The organism is Sinorhizobium prairiense (assembly GCF_029201645.2).
Taxonomy (GTDB): domain Bacteria; phylum Pseudomonadota; class Alphaproteobacteria; order Rhizobiales; family Rhizobiaceae; genus Sinorhizobium; species Sinorhizobium meliloti_A.
In genome coordinates, this window is record NZ_CP104131.1 from 2,022,674 (window position 1) to 2,034,525 (window position 11,852).

The following is an 11,852-nucleotide window of genomic DNA, read 5'->3' on the forward strand; positions in this document are numbered from 1 at the left end:
CATGACGGCAATCGTCGTCTCGCCGCTTCAGCGCATCGCGGAAATGGCCGTCCGGCACGGCTGCCGCGAAATGCTGAGCCTGCTTGCGAAGGGTCAGAATTTTCATCGCCCAGCCGTCATCGACCATGCGAAGCATCTGACGATCGGCGTCAACGACATCAGCTTCGCCGGAACGGGCGACCTGATTGCGCCGCAGGAAGAACACGTTCATCGAATCATCGATTTCGCCCGCAAATGGGACCGGACGCGGCCGATGCTCATACATTGCTGGATGGGCGTCTCCCGCTCGCCTGCGGCCGCGCTGATCGCCGCACTCGCCGTCGAACCGGACCAAGACGACCACGCGCTCGCGAAGCGCCTCCGGCTTGCCTCGCCCTATGCGACGCCGAATGCGCGGCTCGTGGAAATCGGCGACCGGGCGTTGTCGCGCAAAGGTGCGCTCGTCGCCGCAGTGCGAGCCATCGGCCGCGGCGCGGATGCCGACGGCAATGCTCCGTTCATCCTGCCCCTGCAAGACGTGCAACATGCCGGGTGAAGCGCAGCCGGTCACGGTCGAGATCGGGCTCAATGCCGTGATCGTCGCGGTCGTCAGCCGCAGCCCGCGCATCCTCGCCGTCAGCGAGGCGGACGGGGACGCTCGCGACAGCCTGCCCTTCGGCCCCTTCGATCCGGCCCGCCACCGCACTTTCGAGGCAAGCCTGCGGGCGCGCGTCGAGAAGCGTACGGCGCTCAAGCTCGGCTATATCGAGCAGCTCTACACCTTCGGCGACCGCGGGCGCCAGCGTCTGCCTGGCGAGGAAGGCAAGCACATGGTGTCCGTCGGCTACCTGGCGCTGACGCGCACCGACGCCGAGAACAACGAGAGGCTGGCCGAAGCGGGCGCCCATTGGCGCGACTGGTACGGCTATCTGCCCTGGGAAGACTGGCGTCTCGGACGTCCCGCGATACTCGACCAGACCATCCTGCCGGCGCTTGTTCGCTGGGAGTCCGGCGACGAAAAGCCGGCCTCGGCGCAGCGTCGTTCACGAGTACGCCTCGCCTTCGGCCTTGACGATTTTCCCTGGGACGAAGAGCGCGTGCTGGAGCGCTACGAATTGCTCTATGAGGCGGGTTTGGTGCGCGAGGCCGTGATCGACGGCCATTGCCGCGATCCGGAAAATCCGGCGGCAGGGCTGGCTATGCGCCACGACCATCGCCGGATCGTCGCGACCGCTGTCGCGAGACTGCGCGGCAAGCTCAAATACCGGCCGGTGGTCTTCGAGCTGATGCCGCCGGCATTCACCCTTACGGATCTGCAGGCAACCGTCGAGGCGATTTCAGGCCGCCATCTCCACAAGCAGAACTTCCGCCGGCTGGTCGAAGGAGCGGAGCTCGTCGAGCCGACGGGAGAGACCCTGGCATCCACCGGTGGCCGTCCGGCCGCACTCTTCCGCTTCCGCCGCCAAATCCTCGACGAGCGGCCCGCGCCCGGCCTCAAGGTCGGCGGCCGCTGATCCTTACACCGCGTTTGTGTTTTGCCAAACCCGCGGCGCACCGGGCGAGATGCACTATTTCACCACCGCGCAGGCCAGCCGGTCGCCGGCATCGCCGGAGGGCTGACTGCGGTTGTCGTCCGAATGCATGTGGATCACCAGGGCCCGGCCGCGAAGGGCGGTGGCCTTGTCGTCGAGAGACACGAAGCTGTTGAAGACCTGGGCGCGCAGGATGCCATCGGCGCCGACATACTGGTTGGGCATGTCGCCGGCATGCGGGCCATTGGAAGCGAGGAAGCCGTGCTCGGAATTTTCATCCTCGCCGGCAAAATGCTTTCCCGCCGACTCGAACCCGTCCTTGGGATCGCAGCGTCCCATTTCGTGAGCGTGAAAAGCGACCCAGGTATCCTTCGGCAGGCCGCTTATCTCCATCTCGATCAGCACGCCCTTGCCACCTGCCGTCAAAGTGGCCCGCCCGATGTCGGTGCCGTCCTTGCCCACGAACTCGGCCGTCGCCGTTTGCGAGGATTGTTGTGCCGAAGCGGCACCCGCCATGCCTGCCGCACAGGCGATCGCGATCATCGTTCTCATCATCGGAGTTCTCCCTCTCACTCGCGGGTCGATAGAAGACAACGCGCGGCTGCCGGGGTCGTTCCGCAAAAACGCGGCTGAGTTGCAGTGATCCGGCGAATTGAGCTAAATCGACACGTCCAGACCGATGTCGAGCGTCGGTGCGGCCATCGTGATCTTCGATGTCGAAATGTAGTCGACGCCCGTTTCGGCGATTGCCCGAATGGTTTCGATCTTAACGTTTCCCGACGCCTCCAGCCTGGTGCGGCGCAGGTCACCGGCATAGGAAGCGGCGGACAGTTCCCAATGTGCCGCGTTGATCGCGACGGCCTCGCGGAGCAGTTCCGGCCCCATATTGTCGAGCAGGACCACGTCCGGCGAGGCGGTCAGCGCCTCGCGCAACTGGGCGAGACCGTCGACTTCGACCTCGACCTTGACGAGATGGCCGCAATAGGCTCGCGCGGCGCGGACGGCGCCGGCAACACCGCCGGAAACGGCGATGTGGTTATCCTTGATCAGCACCGCGTCGTCGAGGCCGTAACGATGATTGGAGCCGCCGCCGAGGCGAACGGCGTATTTTTCGAGCGCGCGAAGGCCGGGGATCGTCTTGCGCGTGCAGCAGACCTTGGCGCCCGTATGGGCGATCTCATCGGCGAACGTTGCCGTGTAGGTCGCGACCCCCGAGAGATGCATGAGAAAGTTGAGCGCCACCCGCTCGGCCGAAAGGAGTCCTCGGGCACGGCCGGAAATTCGCGCAATCGTCGTACCTGGCGCCACCCGGTCGCCGTCCGCAGCGAGCGCCTCGAAGCAGATCGACGGGTCGACCAGGCGGAAGGCGGTTCGCGCCAGTTCCAGCCCGGCAACCACGCCCGCTTCGCGCACGCTCATATTCGCGGCGGCTGTCCGCTCAGGCCCGATCGTCGAGAGGGTGGTGATGTCACCGGCCCGGCCGAGATCTTCCAGAAGGGCCGCTTTCACCTGCTCCTCGACCATGAGAGCGGGCAGTTCCGGGCGAAGGGCGGTCATTATGTCGTTCCTGCGGTTGGAGTAGCTTCTAATTTTGCGTTTGCCGCCCTCATGCCGGCTCGCTCTCGGCCACGTCCGCGGCCAGACGCTCCGCCTGGGCAAGCGTCAGATAGGTCCGGCGCCGCCATTCCGGCCGCTCGTCCGGGCAATCGGCCCGAAAATGACCGCCGCGGCTTTCCGTCCGTTGCAGGGCGGCGATCGCGATGAGCTTGGCCGTGGTGACGATATTGGCGAAGCGCAGGCGCTTGTTCGCCCTCTCGAGTTCCGCAATCCCCCGGATCGCCCGGGTCAGGCTTTCGCGCGTACGCACGACCCCGACGCAATCGCTCATCAATTGCCGCAGCACCTTGAAAGGCGGGCTGTCCTCGACCGTCACGGGATCGTCGTTCTCGCCGGCATTGTCGCCCCAGGCAGTCAGCTTCGGGGCCGGCAAGCTGCCCTTGATATTTTCCGCGATCCGCGCCGCGAAGACGACCGCCTCCAGCAGCGAATTCGAGGCAAGACGGTTCGCGCCGTGAACGCCGGTCGATGTCACTTCGCCCGCCGCCCAGAGGCCGTCGATGGAGGTACGCCCCTCCCCGTCCGTCAGCACGCCGCCCATGTGGTAGTGCACGGCAGGCGTGACGGGGATTGGCTGTCTGACCGGATCGATGCCCGCTGCCATGCATGAGGCGTAGACGGTCGGGAACATCTCAGGAAAATGCCTGCCGACGGCCTTTGTGCAATCGAGGAAGGCGCCGCGTCCGGCCTGGACTTCCGCAAAGACCCCACGCGAAACGATATCGCGCGGCGCGAGCTCTCCATCGGGATGGATGTCGAGCATGAAACGACGGCCTTGCGAGTTCACCAGGGTGGCGCCATCTCCGCGCAACGCCTCGGTCGCAAGCGGCGCCGGGTCCTTGCCGATGTCTATCGCGGTCGGATGAAACTGGACGAACTCGGGATCGGCAATGATGGCGCCCGCCCGCGCCGCCATGCCGACGCCCTGGCCGCATGCTTCCCATGGATTGGTGGTGACCGCATAGAGATGGCCGACACCGCCCGAGCAAAGAACGACGGCGCGCGCCGGGAAGGAAACGCGGCTCTTCGACTGGCCGGCATCCGGCCGCGCGATCACACCGGAGATGAACCGGCCCTCGCGCACCAGTTCCTCGACCACATAGCCCTCGATCACCCGGATCGACGGAGTATTGCGCACCGCGGCAATGAGCGCCTCCATGATCGACTTGCCGGCCATGTCGCCCTTGACGCGGACGATGCGCCGCTCGGAGTGCGCGGCTTCCCGCGAAAGCAGGAGCTTCCCCTCCAGGTCGCGGTCGAAGGGCACCCCGAATTCGAGCAGATCGTGGATGCGGGCCGGGCCCTCTGCGACCATCATGCGCGTCATCTTCTCGTCGACGATACCGGCACCGGCCGCAACCGTGTCGGCGACATGCTTCTCGAATGTATCGCCCCTGCTCATCGCGGCGGCGATGCCGCCTTGCGCCCAGGCCGAGGAGGCGCCGTAGCCGATCGGTGCGGCGGCAAGGATCGTAACGGGACGCGGCGCCAGTTTCAGCGCGCAGAAAAGCCCGGCAAGGCCGCCGCCGACGATGACGATGTCATCGATTCCGTTGAAGGACTGCGGGCGGAAATGGTCGGTCAGCATGGCTCGATAACTCCTCCACGGGCCTGCGCCGGGTTTGCCCCGGCATTGATCACTGCTTGAGGTTCACCATGCGCTCGACCGCCAGCCGCGCGCGGTCGGCGGTCGCCGGATCGACCAGAACCTCTTCCGTCATGTCGAGCAGGCTGTCGAGGATCTTCGGCAGCGTGATGCGCTTCATGTGCGGACACAGGTTGCACGGCTTGACGAAATCGACGCCCTTGACCTCCGCCTGGATATTCGAGGCCATCGAGCATTCCGTCACCAGCAGCACCCGTTGCGGCCGCTTGTCCTTGACGTAATTGATCATGCCCGAGGTGGAACCGGAGAAATCGCAGACGGCGATGACATCGGGGTGGCATTCCGGATGGCCGACGATCTCGATGCCGGGATTGGCTTCCTTGTAAGCCAGCAGTTCGGCTGCCGTGAAGCGCTCGTGCACCTCGCAATGACCTTTCCAGGTCAGGATCTTCTTATTCGTCTGGCGCGCCACGTTCATCGCCAGATACTCGTCCGGGATGCAGAGCACGGTGTCGGACTCGAGGCTTTCGACTACTGCCAGCACGTTGGAGGAGGTGCAGCAGATGTCGGTTTCCGCCTTTACGTCGGCCGAGGTGTTGACATAGGTGACGACCGGCACGCCCGGATAGCGTTCCCTGAGGAGCCGCACATCCGCTCCGGTGATCGAGTCCGAAAGCGAGCAACCTGCTCTCGCATCCGGAATGAGCACGGTTTTTTCCGGATTGAGCAGCTTCGACGTCTCGGCCATGAAGTGCACGCCGCACTGGATAATGATCTCCGCGTCGACCTTGGCAGCGTCGCGCGCAAGCTGGAGCGAATCGCCGACGATGTCCGCCACGCAGTGAAAGATGTCCGGCGTCTGGTAATTGTGGGCCAGGATGACCGCGTTGCGTTCCTTCTTCAGCCGGTTGATCGCATGAACGTAAGGCGCATATGCCGCCCACTCGAACGCAGGAATGAAGTCCTTGACCTTTTCGTAAAGGTGCTCGGTCTCGCGCGCGATAGCCGGGGTGAAGGCGAGATCCGGCTTTTCGATGACGCCGAAGCGTGCCGCAGCGCTTGCGAAGGCCGGAGCGGGCGCCGCTTCCTTGCGAAGGTCAAGAGTGGTCATCGGGCTCTCCTCTCTCGCCGTTTCCGGCAATTTCTAATTATGCTCAAAATGAGCATAATTAGATCAAAACAAAAGCGGCTGAGCCGCCGGAACTGATTTAGAAAGTTTTGTGACAGATTTCAAGCGCGCAGGGTGGAAACGACACGCCCGCATATCGCACGGGCGCATCGCGACATTTTGGCGATCAGGCCATTGCCGGGCGGGCGACGGCACGCTCCTCGATCGGCCAGTGCACGATGGCCGCGAACACTCCTAGCGCGACGCCCACCCACCAGACCGGATCGTAGGATCCGAACTGGTCGTAGAGATAGCCGCCCATCCATACGCCGAGGAATGAACCGATCTGGTGCGACAGGAACACGATGCCGCCGAGCAGGCCGAGATGCCGCGTGCCGAACATGATCGCCACCAGTCCGTTGGTCGGCGGCACCGTCGAGAGCCACAGGAGCCCCATGGCGACCGCGAAGACGATGACCGATGTCGGCGTTTGCGGCAGCAGCAGGAAGGCCGAGACGACGACTGAACGGGCCAGATAGATCAGCGCCAGGAAATAGGGTTTCGAATAACGCTGGCCGATGATGCCGGCCGAGAAAGAGCCGATGATGTTGAAGAAGCCGATCAACGCGAGCGCGATTACCGCATAGCGGGCGTCGATTCCGATATCGCCGATATAGGCCGGAAAATGCGCGGTGATGAAAGCGACCTGATAGCCGCAGACGAAGAAACCCGAGACGAGCAGAAGATAGCTCTTGTGCCCGAGCGCTTCCTTGAGCGCTTCCCCGACTGTCTGCTTGAACAATGCCTCCGACTGGCGCCCGGAGGAGGCATTGCCGCGCAGCGGAATCGCAAAGAGCGGAACGAGCAGCATCATGAGGCCGAGATAGACGAGGCTGTCGGACCAGCCATAGGCGGAGATGAGGCCTTGGCTCAGCGGCGCGAACAGGAACATGCCGGCCGAGCCGGCTGCGGTGCCTATGCCGAAGGCGAGCGAGCGCTGCTCGGGCGCGACGTTGCGGGCAAAGGCGGAAAGCACGATGCCGAAGGAACCCGACGCAACGCCCAGCCCGACCAGTACGCCGCCGCCGATATGCAGCCAGATCGGCGCATCCGCGAAGGCCATCAGGATCAGTCCCGCGGCATAGACGAGGCCGGAGAGCGCGAGCACGCGCCAGGTGCCGAACTTGTCGGCGATCGCGCCGAAGAACGGCTGGCCAAGGCCCCAACAGAGATTTTGAAACGCCATTGCCAGCCCGAAGGTCGTCCGGTCCCAACCCTTCTCGGCAAGCATCGGCAGCTGGAAGAACCCCATGGCGGAACGCGGACCGAAGGTCAGCATCGCGATGATGGAGCCGGCGACGATGATGAGCCACGGCAGGCCGCTGCGCTCCGCCGGACGGGTGACTGCGGGAGAAATGGCAGACATGGGCAAGCTCCTGATGATGAGGGGCCATCCTATGGCGGCGGCGCGCCCGGGGGAAACCAATTATATTGAGCGTGGCATCACAGGAATTGATGCGCCGGCCGCTCGCACGTTTTCGCACGGCCGCGTTTTAAGCCGGCTCAGCGCACCTTCATCGGCCAGCGCTCCTCGCGACGGCGGAGGACCTTGACCGCGTCGCCGAGCCTGACAATGCCCTCCCCCGCGGCACGGCGTTCCAGCCGAACAGCACGCCGGGCACGCGCCGGTCCGCAGACATGCGCTTTACCGAAAGACCCTGGATCGGGTTGCCGCCGACGCGTTCGCCGGTCGTCTGATCCTGCGTCGTCATGATGCACCGGGCGCAGGGCTTTACGAGATCGAAGGTAATCCCGGCAATCTCCAGGCTCTCCCAGAAGTCCTCGGCCCAGGCCTCGTCGCAATCGATGACGATATTGGTGCGGAAGCGCTCCATGCCGACCGGCTCCTGCCCCTTTTCCATCAGGGTGCGGTTGAGGTCGGCGAGCGAGCCCGTTGTCGTAATCAGAACCGGGAAGCCGTCGGCGAATGCGACGGGGGCCGCCGCTCCCGCCCATTCGGCGCCGACGAAGCGCTCGGCCTCATCGTCCATGCGGACGAGCTTGACGGGGCGGCCGAACCAGCCGGACAGCATGTCGTTTGCAGCACCCCCGGCGACAGCCGCATTGACGTCGCTCGACCAGACCCGGACATCGAGGCGGTCATTCGGGTCGAAGCGAACGGAAAGCTCCTTGCCGTTCATCCGCAGGCGCACACCGCCGGCGACATGCTCCGCCTCCACCTGCGCAAGCGCCTGCAGCTCGCGCTGTGTGATAAAATGTCCGTCGGGCGCGACCAGCATGAAGCGCCGGTCGCCGGCGAGCCCATCGAGATTGACGGTAACGGCCGTTTGCGGCACCGCGCGACCGCTCTTCAGGGGATGGATGTTCAGGCCGGTCACTTGCATGTCAATTTTCCGAATTCAGAAATCGGTTCAGGCCGTTGCCAATCTGATTCACCGGGACGTGCCAACCCATTGAAGCTTTTAGATTTCATCCAGCATCATGGCAAGCACGCCGCGAAGCCGCTCCTGCCGCTCGACGGCCAGCCGCCGCCCCGCCGCGGTCTGGAAATCCTTCGCCAGGCGGAAGAGCTTCGCCTCGAAATGGTCGATCGCGAAAGCCTTGTCGTCGAGCGGCCGGGCTTCGGCCAGGGGATCGAGGGGATCATAAAGCGCGCTGTTCATGCGCCCGGCGATGTAAAAGCAGCGGGCAGCGCCGACCATGCCGATGGCATCGAGCCGATCGGCATCCTGCAGGATCTGCGCCTCCAGCGTTTCCGGCGGCAGATTGGCCGAAAAGCTGTGTGTCAGAACGGCGTGGGCGACGGATGTGATATCGGCCGCACTCCAGCCGAGCCTCTCGAGGATTTCGGACGCCTTTTCGGCCGCCAGCCGAGAAGCCGCTGCACGCCGTGGGGAATTTTCTCGACCGACACGCAGTCGTGCAGCAGCACGGCGGCGGCCAGCAGGCGGGTGTTGCCACCCTCCTCCGACTGGATGCGGAGAGCGTTTTTCCAGACTCGGATGAGATGCGAGGCGTCATGGGAACCATCGTCCGCGGCGAAGGCATGCGGGAGGAGTTCGCCGGCGAGCCGGTCATGGGGTGCGAAGGCGGCCGCGAGTGCAGGAAGTCGGCTCATGCGCGGTGAGCCCCGTTGCCAGCGCTGCTCGACAATATCTTCTGGTAGAAGAGCCCGATACCGATCAGTACCGCCCCCAGGCCGATGAAGGACAGCGCCCGCAGAAAGCCTTCGAGATTGGACATGTCGACCAGGAATACCTTGAGCACGGCGATGAAGACCAGCACCGCCGAGGCGATACGGATGCTCTTGGCATTCATGCGTGAGCCGACCACGAGAAGCAGCACGCCGAGAACCAGCCAGACCACCGAATAGGTGTAGGTCTCACCCTGCAGGAAGCCCTTCCAATCGGCGACGTTCTGCCCTTGCCAGAAACGGCGCACACTGAGGCTCGCCCAGGCGAAGGCGAGAACGGCGCCACTGACGGCGAGCGCCGCCACATAGGGCAGCGGGCGACGGCCCCGCGCATACCGGGCAAGCCCCGCATAGCCGATGGCGGGGAGCAGATACCCGATGAGGAGCAGATCGAAGAAGGGAACGCTTCCAAGCAGTTCGCCGCTGAAATACGGGTTCAGGCCGACGAGGTGGGCGGCAAGCACGGAAAGCATCGACAGGACCCCGAGCGCCATGCCGCCATAGCGGAACACCGGACTCGGCGACCTCCCGTCGAGGGTCATGAATATCCCGGAGGCGCCGATCGCGAGAAGCGTGTAGATCGCCTGCTCACCGAGTGTCGGGACGGAACTGTCGAGCACGCCGCGGTTCATCGCGTGGCGAACGAGGATCGCGACCGTCAGAAGGACGAAAAGGCTCGCCAGCGCCTGCAGCAGGTTGCGCACCCGCACATCCGGCAAGGTCCTCAGGAAATAGGCGGAGGCGACGAGCAACAGCGCCGGGATGCCGTAGCCCGGGAGCAGCGCATTGAAGACCGGCACCGTTCCGAGGCTGCCCGGCCCGACGATCGTCGGCTCCCAGGCGATCCGCGCGAGAACGACGACCGCGCCGGCGACCGTCACCCAGGGAAGAACCGGCCAGGAGCGAAGACGCGTCGCGAAGCTGTATGCGGCCCCGAGGAAGGCGATCGCCAGTGTCGTCACCAGGCCGTCGGTCCAGGCGTGAAGCCCGATGACGAGAAGACCGAAGGAGCCGAGCGCCAGCAGACCGCCGGGAACGTCGGCTTCCCCCGCCTCTGTGCCGCGGCGATCGAGCCATTCGACCAGCGCGAGAAGGAACAGCCCGCCGGCGAAGGCGGCGAGGCCATGCGGCAGGTCGAAGGTGAAATTGCCCGTCATCAGGAACGACATGGCCAGAAGCGCATTTGGCACTGCCGCGGCGAGACCTGCCCAAAGAACGACGAATGGCCGATTCCCCGCCGGGCGCCGGGCAAGCACGAGGGCGCCGAAGAGGACGAAGAGCGCCGAAAGTATCATGGCGCTCAGCATGGCCGTGCGGCCAGGGACGACGATCTCGGGCGGCAAATCGGCCAAAGACGGATCGAGATAGGACAGAACACCACTGAGCGCAGTCAAGCTCCAGGTGCCTGCGATGGCACCGAAGGCGGCGAGCAGTGCCCCATAGACCGCGTTTGGACGCAAGGAGCCTGCAGCGGCAAGCGCCGCGACGACGACCACGAATTCGGTCACCGGGAAACGCTGGGCGTCGACGGTCGGGCTGATGAACAGCAGCGCGAGAACGGCTGCGACGATCGCCGCCGAGATGGAGATGGCAAGTCGGGGCGGCTTGAAGAGCCGCTCCCAGGCGCCCGCCGCCGGCGCTCCGCTCGGCTCCGCGTCCCGGTCGCCGAGGCCCGGCCAGATCAGTGCGACACCGGCGATCATCACCAGGAGCGCGAAGGTAACCGGAGGCGCCTCGAAAGGCGTCGCGAGCGCTACATAGGCAAGGCCCCAGAGGCCGAGGCCGGCATTGGCAAGCGTCGGAACGACCGACCAGCGGCGCAGACGCGACGCGGCAAGCGTGGCGAGCCATGCGGCCGCAAGGAAGCCGAACAACACCCAGGGGCGCGGCTCTCCGCTGGAGACGAACAGGGGCGTCAGAAGCGATGCGAGAAGACCGAGGCCGGCAAATGCCTGACCGTGCAGCAGCGACAGCCCCACCGTCGCAAGCGAAATCACCGCCAGCAGAATGAAAGCGGCTGCAGTGCCGATGAAGCCGTAGATGCCATAGGCGGCATAGACGACGCCAAACAGGGTGACGGCGCCGGCAGCGGTCAGAACGCCCGGTATCATCGCGTTGCGGAAGCGGTCCGCGACAGCAGGCACGGCGCGCCGGCGGATCACCTCGCCTGTTGCTCCGAGCGCGACCCCGAAGAGAGCGGCGAGGGTCAAGCGGACCGTGGGGCTCAGCAAGCCGGCATCGATCGAATACTGCACGAGGAAATAGCCGCCGAGCGCCAAGGCGAGCCCCCCGACCCAGACCGGCCACCTCCCGCCGATCCGGCTCTCCAGGCTCTCGGTCCGCGCTGCCGCAGCCGAGGGTACCGCCGGTGGCGCGGCCTCCTCGTCGAGGCTTTCGGCAGCACCCCTGGTTTCGTCAGCAACGGTGTGAGCGTCCTGCCGCGCCCGCGCCCATGGACCGTCGGCCATCGCCTCGGGCTCGGCAGCCTTCGCAACGTCAGCCTCAGTCCTCACGGATTCGATATCCGGGGAGCCCTGTTCCGTCGACTCTCTCCCGAGCCGCGCGATCTCCGCCTTCAGGCTCTCGATTTCACGGTCAAGGCGCTCGGCCGTCCGGCGGCCGCCGAGGAAAGCAACGAGCGCCATCACGAAGGCTAGAAGAGCTATGGCCTCGAGCATCAGTTCCCCCGGCATCACGATCAGGATCGATTCGGACAACGTTAGCGCGAAACGGGCGCCGAAAATATCCTGCGGAAGATATCCGCGGATTTATGGAGCCGTGGGGAGCGTCGCGGCA

General features: G+C 65.1%; 8 protein-coding genes and 2 pseudogenes. 2 read left to right on the forward strand and 8 right to left on the reverse strand.

Going from position 1 to position 11,852, the window contains the following annotated elements; genetic code table 11:
• Position 1: 1 nt before the first annotated feature.
• Together N0Q91_RS12440 and N0Q91_RS12445 are read left to right on the forward strand one after the other, a co-directional pair.
• A complete protein-coding gene (locus tag N0Q91_RS12440; protein ID WP_275596538.1) occupies positions 2-535 on the forward strand; it encodes a tyrosine phosphatase family protein in 534 nt (177 codons plus the stop codon).
• Entirely contained in the window at positions 489-1,493 is a 1,005-nt protein-coding gene (locus N0Q91_RS12445) for an NUDIX hydrolase (RefSeq protein ID WP_275596539.1), read from the forward strand. Before N0Q91_RS12440 ends, N0Q91_RS12445 begins: the two co-directional genes overlap by 47 nt.
• Before the next feature lie 54 nt (positions 1,494-1,547).
• On the opposite strand, the gene N0Q91_RS12450 is transcribed toward N0Q91_RS12445, so the two are convergent.
• The 8 genes and pseudogenes from N0Q91_RS12450 to N0Q91_RS12485 all read right to left on the reverse strand — a co-directional run bounded on the left by N0Q91_RS12450 (position 1,548) and on the right by N0Q91_RS12485 (position 11,734).
• A complete protein-coding gene (locus tag N0Q91_RS12450; protein WP_100672078.1) occupies positions 1,548-2,066 on the reverse strand; it encodes a superoxide dismutase family protein in 519 nt (172 codons plus the stop codon).
• Between the two features lie 102 nt (positions 2,067-2,168).
• A complete protein-coding gene (gene nadC / locus N0Q91_RS12455) occupies positions 2,169-3,068 on the reverse strand; it encodes a carboxylating nicotinate-nucleotide diphosphorylase (protein WP_275596540.1) in 900 nt (299 codons plus the stop codon).
• A 49-nt stretch (positions 3,069-3,117) separates the two neighbouring features.
• Positions 3,118-4,716, reverse strand: coding sequence for an L-aspartate oxidase (locus N0Q91_RS12460; protein WP_275596541.1), 1,599 nt, complete (start codon positions 4,714-4,716; stop codon positions 3,118-3,120).
• A 49-nt stretch (positions 4,717-4,765) separates the two neighbouring features.
• Positions 4,766-5,845, reverse strand: a complete 1,080-nt coding sequence (nadA, locus tag N0Q91_RS12465; RefSeq protein ID WP_275596542.1) for a quinolinate synthase NadA — start codon at positions 5,843-5,845, stop codon at positions 4,766-4,768.
• A 184-nt stretch (positions 5,846-6,029) separates the two neighbouring features.
• Positions 6,030-7,268, reverse strand: coding sequence for an MFS transporter (locus N0Q91_RS12470; protein WP_275596543.1), 1,239 nt, complete (start codon positions 7,266-7,268; stop codon positions 6,030-6,032).
• A 137-nt stretch (positions 7,269-7,405) separates the two neighbouring features.
• Positions 7,406-8,247 (reverse strand): annotated as a pseudogene (locus tag N0Q91_RS12475) (MOSC domain-containing protein).
• 78 nt (positions 8,248-8,325) lie between these two features.
• A pseudogene (locus tag N0Q91_RS12480) lies at positions 8,326-8,981 on the reverse strand (HD domain-containing protein).
• Complete coding sequence (locus tag N0Q91_RS12485) at positions 8,978-11,734, reverse strand: DUF2339 domain-containing protein (RefSeq protein ID WP_275598125.1); 2,757 nt, start codon at positions 11,732-11,734, stop codon at positions 8,978-8,980. Before N0Q91_RS12485 ends, N0Q91_RS12480 begins: the two are co-directional and overlap by 4 nt.
• Positions 11,735-11,852: the final 118 nt, after the last annotated feature.

Bases quoted from the DNA above. Each gene is read 5' to 3' on its own strand.
- N0Q91_RS12440 (WP_275596538.1), top strand. From the start codon at position 2: ATGACGGCAATCGTCGTCTCGCCGCTTCAGCGCATCGCGGAAATGGCC.
- N0Q91_RS12445 (WP_275596539.1), top strand. From the start codon at position 489: ATGCTCCGTTCATCCTGCCCCTGCAAGACGTGCAACATGCCGGGTGAA.
- N0Q91_RS12450 (WP_100672078.1), bottom strand. From the start codon at position 2,066: ATGATGAGAACGATGATCGCGATCGCCTGTGCGGCAGGCATGGCGGGT.
- nadC (WP_275596540.1), bottom strand. From the start codon at position 3,068: ATGACCGCCCTTCGCCCGGAACTGCCCGCTCTCATGGTCGAGGAGCAG.
- N0Q91_RS12460 (WP_275596541.1), bottom strand. From the start codon at position 4,716: ATGCTGACCGACCATTTCCGCCCGCAGTCCTTCAACGGAATCGATGAC.
- nadA (WP_275596542.1), bottom strand. From the start codon at position 5,845: ATGACCACTCTTGACCTTCGCAAGGAAGCGGCGCCCGCTCCGGCCTTC.
- N0Q91_RS12470 (WP_275596543.1), bottom strand. From the start codon at position 7,268: ATGTCTGCCATTTCTCCCGCAGTCACCCGTCCGGCGGAGCGCAGCGGC.
- N0Q91_RS12485 (WP_275598125.1), bottom strand. From the start codon at position 11,734: ATGCTCGAGGCCATAGCTCTTCTAGCCTTCGTGATGGCGCTCGTTGCT.